12 protein-coding genes are annotated in these 18,244 nt (G+C 40.5%); all 12 read right to left on the reverse strand.

Annotated elements, in window-relative coordinates:
* Window positions 1-543 precede the first annotated feature (543 nt).
* On the reverse strand, window positions 544-2,694 hold the full coding sequence (locus QUB68_RS10725) for a TIGR04372 family glycosyltransferase (protein ID WP_332992055.1): 2,151 nt from the start codon (window positions 2,692-2,694) through the stop codon (window positions 544-546).
* Window positions 2,657-3,316, reverse strand: a complete 660-nt coding sequence (locus tag QUB68_RS10730) for an SIS domain-containing protein (RefSeq protein ID WP_332992058.1) — start codon at window positions 3,314-3,316, stop codon at window positions 2,657-2,659. The genes QUB68_RS10725 and QUB68_RS10730 overlap by 38 nt, the downstream gene beginning before the upstream one ends.
* A 28-nt stretch (window positions 3,317-3,344) precedes the next feature.
* Window positions 3,345-3,830: an NUDIX hydrolase gene (locus QUB68_RS10735; protein WP_332992060.1), complete on the reverse strand. Its 486-nt coding sequence runs from the start codon at window positions 3,828-3,830 to the stop codon at window positions 3,345-3,347.
* A 5-nt stretch (window positions 3,831-3,835) separates the two neighbouring features.
* Complete coding sequence (locus tag QUB68_RS10740; protein WP_332992062.1) at window positions 3,836-4,831, reverse strand: SDR family oxidoreductase; 996 nt, start codon at window positions 4,829-4,831, stop codon at window positions 3,836-3,838.
* Between the two features lie 62 nt (window positions 4,832-4,893).
* Complete coding sequence (locus tag QUB68_RS10745; protein WP_332992064.1) at window positions 4,894-5,889, reverse strand: FkbM family methyltransferase; 996 nt, start codon at window positions 5,887-5,889, stop codon at window positions 4,894-4,896.
* 8 nt (window positions 5,890-5,897) lie between these two features.
* Window positions 5,898-6,980 carry a radical SAM protein gene (locus tag QUB68_RS10750; protein WP_332992066.1) on the reverse strand — a complete coding sequence of 361 codons (1,083 nt, stop codon included), beginning with the start codon at window positions 6,978-6,980 and terminating at the stop codon, window positions 5,898-5,900.
* A 15-nt stretch (window positions 6,981-6,995) separates the two neighbouring features.
* A complete protein-coding gene (locus QUB68_RS10755; protein WP_332992068.1) occupies window positions 6,996-8,099 on the reverse strand; it encodes an FAD-dependent oxidoreductase in 1,104 nt (367 codons plus the stop codon).
* A 69-nt stretch (window positions 8,100-8,168) separates the two neighbouring features.
* A complete protein-coding gene (locus tag QUB68_RS10760) occupies window positions 8,169-8,915 on the reverse strand; it encodes a TylF/MycF/NovP-related O-methyltransferase (RefSeq protein ID WP_332992071.1) in 747 nt (248 codons plus the stop codon).
* A gap of 33 nt (window positions 8,916-8,948) precedes the next feature.
* Window positions 8,949-9,800 (reverse strand): NAD-dependent epimerase/dehydratase family protein, encoded by an 852-nt coding sequence (locus QUB68_RS10765; protein WP_332992073.1) that lies wholly within the window; start codon window positions 9,798-9,800, stop codon window positions 8,949-8,951.
* Window positions 9,797-13,810, reverse strand: a complete 4,014-nt coding sequence (locus tag QUB68_RS10770) for a TIGR04372 family glycosyltransferase (RefSeq protein WP_332992076.1) — start codon at window positions 13,808-13,810, stop codon at window positions 9,797-9,799. The genes QUB68_RS10765 and QUB68_RS10770 overlap by 4 nt, the downstream gene beginning before the upstream one ends.
* Before the next feature lie 10 nt (window positions 13,811-13,820).
* Window positions 13,821-16,547, reverse strand: a complete 2,727-nt coding sequence (locus QUB68_RS10775) for a TIGR04372 family glycosyltransferase (protein WP_332992078.1) — start codon at window positions 16,545-16,547, stop codon at window positions 13,821-13,823.
* Window positions 16,548-16,601: 54 nt separating this feature from the next.
* Complete coding sequence (locus QUB68_RS10780; RefSeq protein WP_332992079.1) at window positions 16,602-18,230, reverse strand: tetratricopeptide repeat protein; 1,629 nt, start codon at window positions 18,228-18,230, stop codon at window positions 16,602-16,604.
* Window positions 18,231-18,244 lie beyond the last annotated feature (14 nt).

Consider the following 18,244-nt stretch of genomic DNA (forward strand, 5'->3'; position numbering starts at 1 on the left):
CCACATCCATCTTGCATTTTATACTTCGCCTCCCAGGCTAACTTTTCCTTTGACTTACGCGGATTGCCATTCCTAACAGCAATCTCCATCGGTCTGTAGACTGGTATCTGTTATCCAATGTTCCCGCCAATCCAAACCCGCACAAACAAAAGCTGTGTGCAGAAAGTTTTCCATTAAACAGAACACCAGAACGCGCAAACAAATTGTAGGCATCAATGTATTTTACTTTGTTTTAATATCGATCGCGCCAAAATTCACTCATTCCCACAGCCTCCAAGGAGCATCACCATTATCCCTAAGTTCGTTCCAATATTTATACTCGCCGTAGGTATCATCGCAAAAAAAAAGAAACCTTCGTGCTGGTAAGCCATCAATTGCCCCGGGGCAGCTCACCGCCCTAGAGGCTCTCACTCTACTATACAATCATTTGCCTCCAAATAATCAATACGGTGTAGGAACGGCGGGGTCGAAAGGGGCTGCTTGCTCGTCGATCGCACTATATCTCACCTACCTCGATCGATCGCCCGCCCGATCGCTCCAGCATTAACAGCCTGTTTGCGTCAGTACCACATTACAATACTTTTGCAAAAAAGAGCGTCCGATCCTGCTGTTGGCTGGATAAGACCCGTAGGGCGTTGGCAGAGAGTTAAACTGCTGCTGTAGAGCTTCCTCCTTTTCTGTATATTGCACTCTACCTTCTAGCCGCTCCAGCATTTCCCACACCAACTCATTGATTTCTTCTGGGGTGTTATCTACTACTTGAATGCCCCAGGAGTAAAGAAGTTTGCTGTTGAGGTTGAAAAAGAATCGAGGAGCTAGTGCTTCTGCAAAGGTGAGATAGCGGTTTTCAACTTCCGACCAGGCGAGCTTCGGAATAAAGAGATCCTGATTCGACTGGGGACGCCCGGAGATAGGCCAAGTGTTGGTAATGGCGCTGGGAACGCCAAAGACCAAGGGAACACAGGCGAGACCTGAAGAACTACCCAGAAAGAAGCGACAGGAAGTGCACAGAAAAACATCCATCCAATCGCTTTTTACAGCATTGTGAGCGTAGTCAATTACGTGTTTCATCGGTTGCAGCGGTTTCATGGTACGGTCGCCCATGCGGATGACCCAGCCGCCGCGCGCTACGATCGACTCGATCGCTAATGAGTAAGTATCAACATCAGCACTGCGATGAGTAATCATTCCTTCTGCGCGGAAGCCATCTTCTCGAACGTGGAGACACACAAACCAGGCATTTTTAGGCACACCGAGGTCTTGCAAACAGTTCCATCCTCGCTCACAATCAGAGGGCGATAGGCTCAGCAGGGGCGGTTTTGCTTCTGTTTGCCACTGTTTTTGCACTGCTGAGAAAGCATAACCTAGATCTACCATCTCTCCGCTGGCAAGTTTGATGTGGTAAAGCGTATATTCCAAACAGCGCATCGTCTTCGCTAATGGCAGCAGGCGATCGATCAGGGAGGGATCGGTGATAATGTGGAGATAGCGCCGCCAGTAGTTGAGCAAACAGGGATTGATGACTTGTTCGGGAGGCGCTAAAAGAATTGTATGGTATTGAGGTCGCCAGCCTAGAATGCCCATTTTTATATAAATGTCTATATTGAGAGCTAGGTGGCCGATCGCTCCTAACCAAGGCCAGCTTGTAAAATATTCGGGCGTGATGAAGCGGATACCCAATTTTCCGAGGGGATGCTTTTCAAGCTGAGAGTTATATATGTCGATCGCGCGTTCAGTCGAGCTGATGGATTCGTGTAATTTACCCACATCGTAAAAATTCCAGCTCATTTTCATGTGAGCTTCTACTAGCTTGAGATAAACTTCTGTCCAATCTGGTTTGAGGGCGATCGCTCTTTGGTAAATCTCAATTGCTTCTTCTAATTTACCTTGCTGTATCAGTAAGTTTCCGAGGTTGACAAGCGCCTCTAGCTCAAGAGAGGGTTTGTTTTGCTTTTGAAGCGCCTCATCTAGTTCGGCTTGCTCTATGAGTAAGTTGACTAGGTTGATATGTGATTCTTCTCGGTCAAAGTTGAGGGCGAGCGCTTTTTGATAAGTCTCAATTGCCTCTATCCGTCTGTTTTGCTGTGTTAATATTTTCCCTAATTGGCTGTAAAGTTCAGCATTTTCTGGGGCTAGGTTAATGGCTTTGCGGGTTGTGGCGATCGCTTCTTCTATCTGCTCTTGTTTGGTCAGGCTTTCTGCTAAATAGCGGTAGGAATCCTTGACTGATGGGTTGAGCTTAATCGCCTGAAGGTAACAACTGTCTGCTTCATCCCACCGCTGCTGTTTTGCCAAGGATTCCGCAGCTTGACAGTAGAAGGCTGCTGCTTCTTCGCTACGGCCCTGCTTGCAGAGGGCTGCCCCTAAGCTGCTGTAAAATTTATAAAAATCTGGGGAAAGCTCAATGGCGCCACGGTAGGAGGCTATCGCATCTTCCCACCGGCACAGTTTTGCCAAGGATTCCCCTAAATTGTAATAAGACCAAACCGAGTTAGGGTTTAGTTGAATAGCGCGATCGTAGGAAGTGACCGCTTCCTCCCACCGGCCAAGCTTAGCTAAGGTTTCCCCCAAGTTGTGGTGAGACAAATAAAAATTGGGGTTTAGCTCAATTGCTTGGCGGTAGGAGGCGATCGCTTCTTCTAAGAAGCCTTCCTGTTTAAGTTTGTTTGCTGTCTGAAAATAACTTGCTGTCATTAATTACCGAACTATCAACTTCTGTTTCTGGTAGCGAACCTTTCATCAACCCATCTAGAATACAATGACAGATGCACAAATGGGTAATTTCTGCAAATCCATAGGCCATTGTCGGGACGTAAAAGTTGATATTTCCTAATTGACGGAGGGGATTATCTGGCTTAAAGGCTGAAAGGGTGATGACGTGGCAGCCCATTTTAGTCGCTTGACTAGCCCCAGCTATAATATTAGCCGACTTTCCAGAACTGCTGATGGCAAATACAATATCCCCCGCTTGGGCAAATGTGGCAATCGGTTTGCTGAAAACTTGTTCGTAGCCGAAATCGTTGCTGATGCAGGTGAGGAGAGCTCCGTCGTTGAAAGCCATTGCCGGAAAGCCTCCATTTCGCCAGTAATCTATTGCTTGGTGACTTGCTACCGCCGCACTGCCACCGTTGCCAATGAAAATTACTTTTTTTTGCTGTTTGCTTTGTTGAGAAACTAAAGCGGCAGCCCGACTAATTGCTTCGGGAAAGGTGAGGGGCCCAGATGATTTGTCAGTCGCTTCAAAGCTTTCGCTTAAAGTTGCAAGTTGGCGGAAGTAATCGGTACCAAAGGGTAGTTTTGAGGCAAAAGTTTGCATAGTTTATGTTCGATGCTTGAAGTTTTAATTAATCAGAAACAGACCAATTTATTTTTTTTGCTGTGAATTCCTGCCAAGCTACAGTTAGTTCGGGAGAAGCAATGGCTTCCACAACTTGTGGCAGCATCCGAGGAATTTTAGGCACTAAAAGAAGTTGAGTCAATTCCTCAAATGTAAATAGCTGCAAGGCTTGCCCTTCGGTTAAGGTTAATTCGCCAGTCTGTACTGTCAAGGGAATGCCAAAAATATAGGTTGTGCAAGCTCGTTCGGGTGCTTCCCAAGTCAGCAGGTATTTGGGTTCGGGTGGTGTCCAGCAGAGTTCTTCTTCGATTTCTCGCTTCATGGCTGCGGCTGGAGTTTCCCCTTCGTCCACAGTACCGCCGAACAGTCCCCAGCGATCGGGATAGATGATCTCAGGTATATTGTCTCGCAGTTGCAGTAACAGGCGACTTCCTTGATAGAGGAATGCTTTGGAAACCTCAAGTGTGACGGAAGAAGGGGTGTTTAGCAGCATAAATTTTAGGTTTTTCCCAAATGTTCAAACCATGCTTTTGTGGCTTCCTGAATGGAATCAGGTGTCCAGACTGGTGCTTCTTGCCAGAGGTCAATGTTTGCTAGCATCTGGGCTACGCCTTCTGGGAAAGGAACTTTTGGCTGCCATTTCAGAAGAGTTTGCGCCTTGGTGATGTCTCCCCAGGTGCAGTCTGGTTCTCCGGGGCGCTTGGGGATGTGGACGATGGGGCCGCCTAATAGTTCCACTAATGTTAGGACACTTTGGGGGTTGCCGGAGCCGATGTTGATGATTTCACCCGTTACATCCGACGCTGCTGCGGTGACAAAGGCTTCTACCACATCGCTGACGAAGGTGAAGTCTCTGGTTTGGGTGCCGTCTCCGACGAGGGTGAAGGGTTGACCTGCTAATTTTTGAGCTAAGAAGACCCCGAAAACAGCACCGTAGGCCCCTGTGGTTCTGGAACGCGGCCCGTAGACGTTAAATAAGCGCAGGGAGATGGCCGGGAGGTTGTAGACTTTAGCCCAGTGCATGACCATTTGCTCGCCTAAATATTTGGTCAGGCCGTAGGGGTGTTCGGGAGCGCAGGGATAGGTTTCGGGTGTGGGATATTGGTCGGGGATGCCGTAGCAGGTGGAAGATGCGGTGTAGAGGAACCGTTGGATTTTGGCGTGGCGGCAAGCGTCTAGCAGGGCAAAGGTTCCGTGAACGTTGGAGTGGTAGTATTCACTGGGGTTTTGAATGGATGGTACGAGGTCTGCCAGTCCTGCTAGGTGGAATACCCAGTCTATTCCTTCTAGGGTTGACGGTGCGATCGTCGCTACGTCTTGCTCGATAAAGTTAAAGGTCTTGTAGGTTTTGGCTTGTTCTAAGTTGGCGAGCCGGCCTACAATTAGGCTGTCGAGGCCTGTGACGGTGTGGCCGAGGGAAAGCAGGCGATCGCATAAGTGGCTACCGATAAAACCGGCGGCACCGGTTACTAGGCAGTGTTTAGAAGTAGTCAATCTGTTTCTCCTTAAATCTTGACATCATTTGACTTGCTGGAATTTTACAATAAACCCATCTTTTACAAGCTTTGGATCAATTCCCAATACTTGTTTCCCGCTTCCAGTTCCAAATTAAAGATTTCCCTGAGCATTGAGCGTGCCATATTCCACTGTACGTCTTCTGGATTGACGCGATAGCGTCCCAGATATTCTGTACAGATTCGCCTCAATGCACGGTAAATTTTAGTTTCAACCGTTGAAGGACTAAAGTTGTGTGTACCAATAAAGCTCATTAGGGTGTCTAGAGCCACATCAGTGGCAGAGTTCAAAATACAGAAATAAGCATACTTGAGAGTAGCTAGTTCCAAGCTTTCACCTTTGTAGCGATCGCATACCCAATCGTACTTCCTCAGCCATACACCATCTGTACCAATCAAAGCTCCATAGCGATCGTTATCTGGAACTAAGGGATTGGGATTGCGAAACAAAGCATGGCGGGGCACTCCCCGACCGAAGTAATCAAGATTTAGAAAAAAGAAATCCCGTGCTTGTAGATGATTGAAAATTTCTGGAAAAAGAGGAACATCCTTGTAAATCTGCTCAAATAGGACTTCTACCCGCACACCAAGTACGTGAGATGAAATCTGCCTTTCTGCTCCTTCTAAAATTTCTAATTCAGAACCTTCTGTATCAATTTTAAGAAAGTCAATATCTATTTGCCGATCGCTTGCCAGACTATCGAGAGATGAAGTTTTAACACTAATTACAGATTCAATTTCTCCTTCACCTGGTCTGTATCGCTTGAACCATTCTGAGTCGAGATTGGGCGGATAAAAAGAGCAATATCCCCGGTGTTTGGTGATATAAAAGTCTCTTTCTGCTTCTTCTTTTGCCAGCGCCAGCTCAATGACTTCAAAACCCGGTCTAGAATTATACTGTCTCAGGCGTTCTGCCTCTTCCGGGTCTGGCTCAAAGGTCAGGTAGAGTAATTCTCCAGCAAATCCTGACCAAGATGGGTGCATCCCATAACGACCACCCACATCAACGACGATGGTCGTGCTTTCATGAGGTTTCATACAAACACCTATTTTGAACAGCTATTGTAGCAAGCCTTACATACTTTAGGGAGATTTCCGTCTAAATGAGAGCGTCTAAAGGCAATCATTTGTTCGCTATTCCACTCCTCTGTTAACTTTCGCGCATCCCCCAGTTCGTAAACTTCAGGATTGGCAACCATACAGCAAGGAACTATTTTCATGTCCGAGGAGATATAAAGGCGATCGAACGGCCAGGGGCAAAGTTTTTTGGGGTCGGTGGTATCATATTTTTGGTCAATGAACCAGAAAGTAACTTCGACGTTGTGTTCTTTGCCAATAGCAATCAACCGTTCTGCCATTGACAAATCGAACTGTCGGTGAATGTCTACTTTTTCGTTAACTTCTCGCCACTCGTCTTGACCCCAATCATTCACGTCAAGAGACAAAGTTAAACGCTCAAAACCTAAGTCAGCAGCTAGGACGGGAAACTGTTCCAATTCGGAGAAATTATCTTGCTGAACTACTGTCCACATTCGAGTGCGCTTGCGGTTAGTGTCACGACAATACTCATTTAGTAAGCGACAATTTTCTACAACTTTTTCAAAACGACCCCCTCGGCGAATTTTTTCGTAAGTCTCTTTCGTAGTTCCATCAACAGAAACCTGTAATTCACTGATGTCTGCATCTATCAGTCGCTTATAATTGTCTTGGAAATGCAAGATTGAAGCATTGGTGGTTGACCTTACCCAAATATTTTTGGCTCTGGCATACTCAATCATTTCAAAGTAGCACTTGCCCAGCAATGGTTCGCCCATTCCTTGCAATTTGATTTCAATCAATCCGTACTGGCTATCAATCAGGTCTTTGTAATCCTCAAAAGACATATCATCAGCCCGCTGATAACCCTCCCAATCACTGACCTGGCACATTGTACAGTGATAATTACAGCGACTTACATTTTCAATGTCAAGCATGACGGGTAAGTAGTCAAGGACTTCACCCCTTTGAGCAGCTTGGTACTTGACGTAATTCTGTTGTCGCTGTGGAAATGTTTTGAATCCGGCTTCCAGGGTCGCTTGGTATAAGCTAGCGTCGCGAAATGGTCGGGGCAGTGTATTAAGTCTATCCATAATTTCTCCTTTTATTTACAAATCCGCGCTAAAGCGCAAGGCTTCATCAACAATCATGCCGATGTCGTAATAGCGGTAATTCCCCATTCTACCTACAGAAAAAACGTTGTCGGGCATTTCGTTGCGATAGCGATCGGCAATTTCCTGCTGTTCTTTTATGGGATAGGGGTAAAGCTTGTTGCTGGTAGAAGGAATTTCTATTCCTAAGAGAGTTGTAGGAGATTGGTAGCCGGTAAGTTTCTTATATTCAACTACACGGGTAAAAACTTCATCGTTGGCATAGTGCAAGAAAAAAGTCGGGTCAGGAATGACTTGTTCTACTGGCAATACCAGCTTGATAAAATCACGACCGATATACTTTAGTTCACCATACTCGAAGTCAAACAGGAGGTCTGGCGAAAGAGAACTTACCAAAATATCTGACTTTATCCACTCTCCCTTAACTTGCACTGCTGCGTTTTGTACGTCAAAAGCTTCTATCTGGCAATTCATCCAAAGATTTACCCCAGGAGTATTTACACAGATGTCGAAGTAGTCGTCCCAACCGCGCAGGGAGATGGGATAAGAGATGAAAAACTCAGGGCGAACCTCTTTCGTTCCTGTCCGCAACTGTACGCCTTTACCATCAAATTTGAAGTCAGTCAGTGCCGTGTTAGACTCAATCTGCCACATTTTTTGGGAGTAGTTTTTAACAAACTTGTCATACAGTGTTGCACCAACTGAGTAAATCCAATATTCCTCAAAGTTCCGTGCCGTGCTGGGGTCTGGTCTGTCGCGCAACTCCTGGTCTATTTTCTCTTTGTCTGGCATCAAGGGGATGTCATCGGCATGGATTGGGTAGGAGTAAAATTGGCCGTCCCGTTCCACATAGGTTAACAGGTAATGATTGAGTATTCGTTGTGGAACTCGTTCGTGTAAAAAGTTGAAGACGGACTCATGGGCTGTGAACAGGTGGCGCGGGCCAAAAGTGTAAGGATGACCCCCATAATATAAGGTTTGACATCCGCCCCCGAGCTGGGATGTACACTCAATTAATGTAACTTGCCATCCTTTCTTAGCTAGTATGTGAGCCCAGGTACAACCTGCAAAACCACCACCTATAATTGTTGCCGTTTTCACTCGTTCGTCCTCTTGTTTAACTAAAAAATTGTGTTTCCAGGGAAGTTTCTTGATGTTTTACCTAAATGGCTAATGATCCAAGTAGGTGATAAAAGACCGACCCCACCATCCTACTTGGATGTGCGGGGCAAAGTTGAATCGACTTTTTTGCTGGAACTCTGTAAAAGCTTGGGCGACTCCTTTAACAGGTGAACCTTTGTAACCTGTAAATAAGTCGTCAATATATAACAAACTACCTTCTTGTAGCAAGGGTTCTATAAATTCAAAAACAGGAACCGCTGATTCGTATAAGTCGCAGTCAATACAAGCTAAAGCTATTTTCTTATTTCTCTCGAAAAAACTTTGTTGTAAATCTGTGGTGAGGCTTTCTTTATAGAATCCTTTAATGGTTTGACAGCTATCTACATAAATCCCATGCTCTTTGATTAAATGCCAAAATTCTGCTTCGGCGGTTTTGAGAGCGCCTTGTTGCCAAACTTGGTGACTGGGCTGCGATTCAACTTCTGGAAGCCCCTCAAAACTGTCGAAGGCCAAAAAATTCATTGATTCTAGGTTATGTCTTCGCGCTTCCGTTAGAGCCATTCTAAAAGTTCTCACCCGATGGCAGCCGTATTCGTGATAGTCCCCTTCTATTTTGTTGTCTGTCAAGAAATCAAAAGCTTGTACAAAAAAAGCGAGTTTTTGGCATTGACGGTTGGTTTGATTGTAAGCTATCTCATCGTTACGGCTCCAATTTTCTAAGTCAGAGCCATTTGCCAGTTTTACCCAAGGTTCTTGTGGTAGGGGACAGATTTGCATAGATTCATAATTTGTCATTTGAATTTTCCTCTTAGGTTAATGGGACAAATTTTAGAGATAGGACTGGATTCCTTCTTCTAAATCAGAAAACCGGAAGTTGGGAACTAGAGATGATATTAAACTAATATCAAACATTAGATCGAATTCTCTGACCGGAGCTGCTGATTCATAGATTCTTTCAAATTCTATGCTTAATATTTTACCTGCCAGTTGAACTATATCATTAATAGATACAGAGTGACCAGTGGCAACATTAAGGATACCTTGATATTGTAAGGGGAGCAATGATTGCAATAATAAGCATAAGTCATTGATGTAAACATAGTCCCTCTGATTTTTACCCGTACCTTGAATCACTACTTTTCTATTATTTTTTAGGGAGGATACCATTTTGCTAACTACGCTTTTATCATTTGTTGACTTACCATAAATACCAGGAATGCGAAGAACTGTTACTGGACATTGAATTTGACCTGATGATAGTAGTACCCATTCACAAGCATATTTAGCCAAGCCATACCAACTATCAGGATTAACTTTTGTCTCTTCTGTAATAGGTAAGATTGGTTTACTGCCATAAACATCGACGGAACTGAAATATATGATAGATTGAATATTAGCTAGTTGACAACCTGTGATTAAATTGTTGACTATTTCTAAGTTTTGATTGAATGAATTAAAGGAGTTGTCCACCCAACGGTTGATGGTTGCTAGAAACACAATTGTGTAAGTTTCAGTATTACTTAAAGACGTAAAGAATTGCTTTACTTCAGTTACTTCTAAGAAGTTGCAATCTAGTGATGATAGGGAAATTACGTTACTTCCTATGCTAGAAGCATATTTACTAAAGTAACTACCTATATAGCTATTTTTGCCGATAATAATTAAACGATTACTAATCAACTTGATTCACCTCCTGTAAGTAAATAAGCATATTCACGCAAAAAACTACGTCCCACTCTTGCACTGCCGTAACTTTCATAAGATTCTGCTATAGCGTCAAATTTTTGCTGTAGATGATCATCTTCTGGCATATAATTTAGTTTACCATCTAATCGTTCTAACATTTCTAAAACTACATCATTGATTTGTTCTGGTGTATTATCTATTTGCTTGATGTCTAGTGAATCTAAGTGACTAATTTTCTCGATAAAACCTATCTTTTCAATGGTTTCAGCAAAAGTTAGATAACTCTTTTTTGTCTTATTCAAAAATAGTTTAGAGATAAAAATATCCCTACTTGACCAAGGACGAAAACCTAACTGTGACCAGTTAGTTAAAACACAAGGAACTCCAAACGTTAAGGCAACGAAATAGGGGGCTGAAGGCATCCCTAAAAGAAACCGGCATTGCGAAAGTACAAAAACATTCATTAATTCATTATTTAGATCGCTATGGGCCAAGTCAATTACTTGAGGCATTGTTAGTAATGGGGGCATATTTCCATCGCCTATGCGGACAACCCAACCTCCTAGAGCAGTAATAGACTTAATAGCTAACAAATATGTATTAATATCACCCCTGCGAGATGGAGCATATCCTTGACTACTCCATTCCCTGACGTGGAGAGTAACAAACCATCCGTTCTTTGGTAAGCCTAAATTATGCAAACACTCCCAACCTTTATCGTAGTCTTGTACTGACAAAGTTAATAAAGGTGAACGATTCTCTTTTTCCCATTGTCTTTGAACTAATCCACCGACTTGAGAGTGATACATCCATTGTCCTTTACAGCACTGATAGCCCACTCGGTTTCTCAAGTATGTTGCTAATGGTAATAAACTATTTATTAATACCGGGTCAGAAATAACTGTTATGTATGGGTTCCAGTATTTAAGAAAACATTTATTCGTAATGTTATCTTGACTTGTCAAAAGAATGGTCTGGGTCACCGATCGCCACCCTAAAATACCCATTTTTATATATATGTCTATTAAAGCTATATGACCAATGTTTCCTACCCAATCAGCTAGAAAAAATTGCAATCCCAGTCTGGTTAATTTTTTGATTTCGGCGAGTTTTAGTTGAAACGACATCGCCAATTTTACGATTTTAAAGTAACCATGAAAATCGCCTTTATTCCAACAAGTGTTCACCGTATCAATATCTATAGCATCAACAATATTAATTATTTCAGCATCATTTTCAATTAATTCTGGCTTAAGGCTTATAACCTTTTCATATTTTTTAATCGCTTCTGTAAATCTTTTTTGATCTTTTTGTATATTTGCTAAACAGTAATAAGCTTCCGCCAGGTTTGGATTAAATTCTATTGCTTTATGGTAGCATTCAATCGCCTCAGCCAAAGAACCATCTTCTATTAAAGAGTTCGCTAAGTTGTAATAGTATTCTGCTTTTTGTGTTGGGTGTTGGAGTATAGCTAATCTTTTTTGTATTATTTGATTGTCATCTCTCAATAAATGAGCGTAATGAGCGAGGAAATCTCGTCCAACTCGACTGTTACCATAACTGTTACATTTTTTACTTAAGTTCTTAAATTTTTGTTGCAAAATTTGGTCTTTTTCAGTATATTGAAGAATACCGTTGCAACGGTTTAGCATCTCTAAAACGGCATTTTTGATTTCATTCGGGGCATTGTCTACTATCCGAATACCTAACTTGAGCAGTTTTTTAGTGTAATAAATGCTACTTATAGGAGTCGACATAAATTCTGAAAAACTTAAGTATCGTTGTTCTGTTTCAGACCAATATAATTTGGGAATAAAGATATCTTGACTATGAGGTGAAGTCAGTCCCATAGGAGTCCAGTTAGTTAGAACACAAGGAACTCCAAAGGTAGGCGAAACAAAACTCATTCCTGATGCGGTTCCGATAAAAAAGCGGCAGCTACCACACAGAAAAACATCCATATAATCAGCTTTTTGAGCATTATGAGCATAGTCAATTACTTGTTTCATAGGAGGTAAAGGTTCCATAGTTGAGTCCCCCAGGCGAATTACCCAACCTCCTTGCGCTACAATAAATTCTATTGCCTCTAAGTAGGTATTAATATCAGCACTCCGAATCTGAGATAAATGAGAAGCTCCTTCTTTGTGAAAACCGTCTGTTCGGACGTGCAAACTAACAAACCAAGCATCTTTGGGGACACCTAATAACCTTAAATATTTCCAACCTCGTTCATAGTCTTCTGGTGAGATGGCTAATAATGGATCTCGATGTTCTTCTTCCCATTGTTTTTGAACGAGTGCCAACGCCTCACCATAACGGATGGTACGTCCATCAGGTAAATTGATCAGGGAGATCGGCATATCTTTCAAAAAGTTAACTTTGTCAGGAAATCCATCTATGGATGCTGAATCAAAAACAATTTCAATATAGGATTTCCAGTAATCAAGATAACAGGGGTTAGCAATATTTTGTGAGCCTACTAACAAAATTGTATGCTGTGCAGATCGCCAGCCTAGCATACCTAGCTTGAGATAAAAGTCTATAAGAGCGGTGTGACCGATTGCGTGTGTCCAACCATCATAGAGAAATCGGATGCCTAGCTGATCAAATTGATGCAATCTAGCCAAGTCAGATTGTATCTGATAGGCTTTTTTCATCCATTTTTCCCACTCATCTTGGTCTCCTTTAAAATAATAATGATAGGCAATACTAAAGTATGCCCCTATAAAATTAGTGTTAATAGCAAGCATCTTTTCCCAACAATCTTTTGTGGCTTCTTGAAGATTCATTTCGTCAAGCACTGCCCCTAAATGAAAGTATGACCAACATGAGTTGGAATTTAGAGTAATAGCTTGCTCATAGCTTTTTCTTGCCGCTTGCAGTTTGTCCAGGTGGCGTAAGGCATGACCACGAAGAAGATATGGATAGTCCCATTCTGGCTTTAAAGCGATCGTTTTTTCGTAGCTTTGTATTGCATCTTCTAGTTTACCTTGCTGCAACAGTGCATCTCCAATAGTGACGTAAGCTTCCGCCCAGTCTGGTTTGATGGCGATCGCTTTTTTATAGCTCTCAAGTGCTTCATTTATTTTATTATATTTGACTAATATATTCCCTTGTTCATAATAGGGTTCTATCAAGTTAGGATCAACGTTGATCGCCTCCTGATATAGTTCTCTTGCTTGCTCTAATTTTCCTTGATTAGCCATGACCTTACCCAACTGATTTAGAGTTTTTGCTAAATCTTCGTAGGATTTTGCAAAATTGGGATTAAGCTCAATTGCTAGGCGGTAGTTAGTTATTGCTTCGTGAAGATAATCTTCTTTGATTGAAAAAATAAATGTTTGATTGAATTCCTGTGAATTTTTAAAAGTATGAATAAGCTCCTTTCGAGTCATACCTTGGGAAAGATGATTAAGATGGTTGATTTTTCCTCCTTCGTCTGCTTGCCTTTGAAAATATGTGCGATAAACCTCTTCTATAAAAGTTTCATCGTTCTTTGAGTTGGTTGAGCGTAAAAATACATCATCGCTTATGGAAAGTGAATCACGTGAATACTGTGTTGCTTCACCTGGAAATAAAATCTCTAATATTTGCTTGTGTTTTTCTAAAAAACTTGGAGAGAATTCTGAACCAAGTTCTATAGCAACCTGGTAAAGACAGTCTCCTAGCTTTTTATAAGATCCATAATACTTCTGATTTAACTCGATCGCACGGCAGTAGGCAGGAATAGCTTGATGCCAATTACCCATTTTCGCGCAAACATCTCCTAAGTTGTGATAGGATGAGAAGAAATTTGGGTTGATTTCTATGGCGCGTTTGTAAGAAATGATGGCATCTTCAAGCCGACCAATTTTTGCCAAGGATTCTGCCAAACCGTGATAAGACCAGTGAAAGTTTGGATTTTCCTCAATTGCACGCTGATAAAAGGTAATAGACTCATCCCATTTACCATCATGTTTAAGCTTGTTTGCTCTTTGAAAATTGCTTTCTGCTTGTATTTTCATTTTTTTCTCCTTAACCAATAAAATTTAAATTTTCTAAGACTAATTCTAAATAATCACTTGCTTCACTCAACCTTTGCTTAATCAAATTGTCGGCAGAAGTGAATTTTTGTTCCGGTATCTTTAGATTTTTTAGTATAGGGTGTGATGTGATCGCACCGTCTCTCCTCAAATCTGAGGGTAGAGCAATTTTGGTATCTTGATTTGCTTTACTATCTGATGATACCAAAAGAATGGCATACTTACGCAGAAAATCTCGACCAATACGACTAGAACCATAACAATTATTTTGCTCTAACCAAATTTTATATTGAGCTTGCAATTGATTATCAGCTTCAGTATATTCTGCTTTTCCTTCTAGTATATCGAACATTTCTAAAACCAAGCTATGAATTTCTTCTGAAGTATTATCTACTACTTCAATACCTAAATCCGAAAGCACTTTACCACTAAAAATGTGAATTATCGATGCAGAAGGAGCCGTTAACTCAGTAAAATTTAACAAGTGTTGATCTTCTATTGACTTGTATAGTTTTGGTATATAAATATCTCGTCCCGACCAAGGTATAATAACTCCCATTGGTGTCCAGTTAGTTAAAACGCATGGTCTTCCAAAGGTGGGAGGAACAAAACAGAGTCCTGAACTTGTACCTACTAAAAAGCGGCAATTAGCACATAGAAAAACATCCATCCAATCACTTTTTAATTCACTGTGAGCATAATCAATCACTTGTTTCATTTTGGGCAGGGGTTTCATAGTAGTATCTCCCATACGGATTACCCAGCCACCTCGATCGATGATCGACTGAATTGCCAAAGCATAGGTATCAATATTGGCATTGCGATAGCTCTGGGACATGAGACCATAATGTAGATGGTCGTTGAAACCTGCCTCACGAACATGAAGACAAACAAACCACGCATTTCTAGGTACACCAAGTAATTGTAAGCAACGCCAGCCCTTTTTACGATCAGAATCTGACAGTGTAAGTAAAGGTGAACGTCCCTCTAATTCCCATTGTTTTTGTACGATTGCTCCTAATTCAGCATAAGGCACTGTTTGACCATTGGCAATGGTCGAAAAATATACATCTTCTTCTAGGTATTCTGTTAAGGGAGAAAGTTGTTGGACAGTTTCAGAAGCGGATATAAAATCTATATGTGAACGCCAGTAATCCAGATAACAAGGATTGGCAATAATTTGATTAGGAGAAAGCAATAAAATCTGACGGTTTGAAGTCCATCCTAAAAGGCGCATTTTTACATACCAATCAATTAAAGCTATTTGACCAACTAATCCTGTCCAGAAAGGTGCTATAAAACGAAAATTTAAATTTTCAAGCTGATATTTTTTCACTCTATCTTGTTGTATCCTAGCCGATCTTTCCAGCATCGGCCACCAAAGTTTTTGCTGTCCTCGAAGTAAAAATTTATGACCAATGTAAATGTAACCTTTTATCCAGTCTGGCTTGAGGGTTAGGGCTGTTTTCCAATAATAGATTGCTTCTTCTTGACGATTTAATTCATCTAAGGCAACGCCTAAATAATAATAAGCTTCCACTAAATCTGGTTTAAGTTCAATCAACTTTTTGTAAAAGTCTACGGCTTGTGTAAATTTTTCTTCTCTTAAAAGACTCAAACCTTGATGAAAATCAAAATTTTCCTGATTAGTATCTAATTCTCTATCTGATAGCCCTTGTTGTGTTAATGCTTGGCTTAACTCATTCAGAGACTTTGACATTTTTTTTTGTAAATAATGATAGTTTTGTCCCGTAGTCCTTGATTGACTATAAGCTTTCACCGACGCTTCTAAATAAACTACACGAACTGAGGCTACAAACTTAACAAGAAATTCTGATGATTGCCTAATTGATACAATTATTTGATCTCTACTCATGGTTTTACTTAGGAGGTAGTTTAGATAATATTTTTTACCTTCCCTATCTGACTCTCGTTTTAAATAAGTGTAATAAACTTCTTCTACAAAAAGTTCATCGCTTAGTTTTCCAGTTTGCGTTAGGAATACTAAGTCATCTAATTTATATAATTCTATTGTGCGCATAGATGCAAATAATCTGGCTGCAAACTCTTCGGAGTTTCGGAAAGCTGCTAGCACTTCTATCCTGGTCATTTTTTCACTTAGCAAGTAAAGATAATTACGTTTACCTACTTCATCAGCTTCTCTATTTAGATAAGCATCATAAACTTTTTCTACAAATTTTTCGTCAATTAATTTATTTGTTTCCTCTAAAAATAGCTCATCATCAATAATATAGCTTCTTAAATTTATAACCTGATTTTTAGTCAGACCTGAATTTTGAACAATCGTCAACAATTCCTGATGTGTTGCCCAAAGTTCTTGTATGGTTTCTTGATTGACCTGAGTAGATAGATGATAAAGCACCTCGCCTAATTTGTTATAATAACTGTAACCATTGGAAGTTAATTCTAACACACGGTAATAAGATAGAAGTGCCTCCTTCCACTGACCCAGTTCAAAAAATACGTCGCCTATATTACAATAAGACCCAACAGAATTAGGATTAATTTCTATCGCGTGTTTGTAAGCGACGATCGCTTCTTCATGGCGACCAATTTTGGCCAGTGCTTCTCCGAGATTATAATGTGAATAGTAAAATGTCGGATTTTCATCAATAGCTTGCTGATAGAATGCGATCGCTGCTTCTAATTTTCCTTCTTTTTTCAGTTGGTTTGCTCGTTGCAGGTAGCTTGTTTTCATTTTTTTGTATTTATAATTTATTGATTGTTGACCATTTTTTAACTTTTGGTTTAATTACTCTGTTGGCCACCCGAATTTATCTAACAACCTTTGAGGTATCATTTTAGTTGCTTTTTCTTTTTGCTCAGGCGTGAATACTTCTCGCCACTCATCAGTCCTTCCTTTTCTATAATGAGTTCCCTCTTTAAACTGAGGTGGTTCTGGAAAAGTAAAGCTAGATTTTTCGATTTCATAAAAATCTAAAACTTTTTCAAAAAATGCTTTGGGGTTAGTGGCTAAATCTTCAAACTTTGTCAAAAGTATCTCCGGGTAAAAATCTGGGTCTTTCGATGCATCTAGCCATCCTTCTATCCATTTGATAGCTTTGAAAAAATATCCATTTTCATTTTCTAGTTGGAAATCAATTTCATTTTTCAAGGATTCGCTTTGAAAAAATTCATTAACCGTCCATATTCTGTACATTTCTATCTGAGTATTATTATTTGCTGAAAATCTTTTAATGTGTTCTATCCAAGATATTAAAGACTGACGGGGATCTCGAACATTAACTACTAAACGATCAAACATTAAACTAATTGCAAACAAATTCCATTGATTAGGAATCATGTGTACAGTATCTAGGCTTGATAAAATAGGTCTATTAAAAATTTCTTCTGCTGGTGATTTTATCTCTATATTAAAACCTAGCTCATCAGACCAGTAAAACTCTATCCATTGGCGAAGTGGTGATAATTTTCCTGATAACAAGCCTAATCCCTTAGCCAAACTATTATTGATGTACACTGTTCCTGATTTTGGTAAACTGCATAGCAATATTGAACCTACAACTCCTTTGCTCTTTACTTCAGCAAATCTTAGTTGATTAGCATGATGCCAAGTACGCATTGCTTCACCGCGATTGCCCTCTAATAAAAAATTCTTACCTAGTTGGAAGTTCGATAAAACAGACGAATTTGGCTGTAACTGAGCTAATTTTGTGTGTGTTAGTATATGTTCAGGATTTAATCGGATAACTTCTTGATAACAGTTGATCGCCCTTTCCGTCTCACCTCTTCCTGCTAACTTGTCTCCTAGTACCAACCAATTTCCCCAATTACTCGGTTGTAATTGTGTTAATTTTTCATAAGCTAATATGTACTCAGCATTGAGTTTTATGACCTTTTGATAACAGTTAATTGCCCTTTCTGTCTCCCCTCTTTCTGCTAACTTATCTCCTAGTACAAACCAATGTTTCCAATTATTTGGTTGTAGATGTGTTAACTTCTCATAAACTTCTATATAGTCGGTATTTAATTTAATCACTTCTTGATAAGAAGCGATTGCCTTTTCTGTTTCCCCTTTTTGTTCTAATTTTTGACTTAAGATCAGCCAATTTTTCCAATTACTCGATTGTAGCTGAGTTAATTTTTCATACGCCGCTATATAGTTAGAATTTAAACTTATTAATTTTTGGTAACAAGCGATCGCCCCATCCTTATTATAATTTTCCTGTAACTCAGCAGCACGACTGTAAGCCTGAAATGCCTCATGGTTGCGTTTCAGCTTGAGTAAAGCATCTCCTAAATTTTGGTAATAAATAGAAAACCTATAATTTGGAGAGACACTGGTGGGAGAACTGTCAATCCTGGCTTGTAATTTACCTTCTTCTTCAATAATTTGATTTATTATTTCTTGAATACTCATATCGTAAAAATTAA

It is taken from the genome of Microcoleus sp. A006_D1, assembly GCF_036702805.1.
GTDB lineage: Bacteria > Cyanobacteriota > Cyanobacteriia > Cyanobacteriales > Microcoleaceae > Microcoleus.

Coding starts and splice junctions, on each gene's coding strand:
- QUB68_RS10725 (WP_332992055.1), bottom strand. CDS start 2,694: ATGACAGCAAGTTATTTTCAGACAGCAAACAAACTTAAACAGGAAGGC.
- QUB68_RS10760 (WP_332992071.1), bottom strand. CDS start 8,915: ATGACAAATTATGAATCTATGCAAATCTGTCCCCTACCACAAGAACCT.
- QUB68_RS10745 (WP_332992064.1), bottom strand. CDS start 5,889: ATGAAACCTCATGAAAGCACGACCATCGTCGTTGATGTGGGTGGTCGT.
- QUB68_RS10730 (WP_332992058.1), bottom strand. CDS start 3,316: ATGCAAACTTTTGCCTCAAAACTACCCTTTGGTACCGATTACTTCCGC.
- QUB68_RS10735 (WP_332992060.1), bottom strand. CDS start 3,830: ATGCTGCTAAACACCCCTTCTTCCGTCACACTTGAGGTTTCCAAAGCA.
- QUB68_RS10775 (WP_332992078.1), bottom strand. CDS start 16,547: ATGAAAACAAGCTACCTGCAACGAGCAAACCAACTGAAAAAAGAAGGA.
- QUB68_RS10780 (WP_332992079.1), bottom strand. CDS start 18,230: ATGAGTATTCAAGAAATAATAAATCAAATTATTGAAGAAGAAGGTAAA.
- QUB68_RS10770 (WP_332992076.1), bottom strand. CDS start 13,810: ATGAAAATACAAGCAGAAAGCAATTTTCAAAGAGCAAACAAGCTTAAA.
- QUB68_RS10750 (WP_332992066.1), bottom strand. CDS start 6,980: ATGGATAGACTTAATACACTGCCCCGACCATTTCGCGACGCTAGCTTA.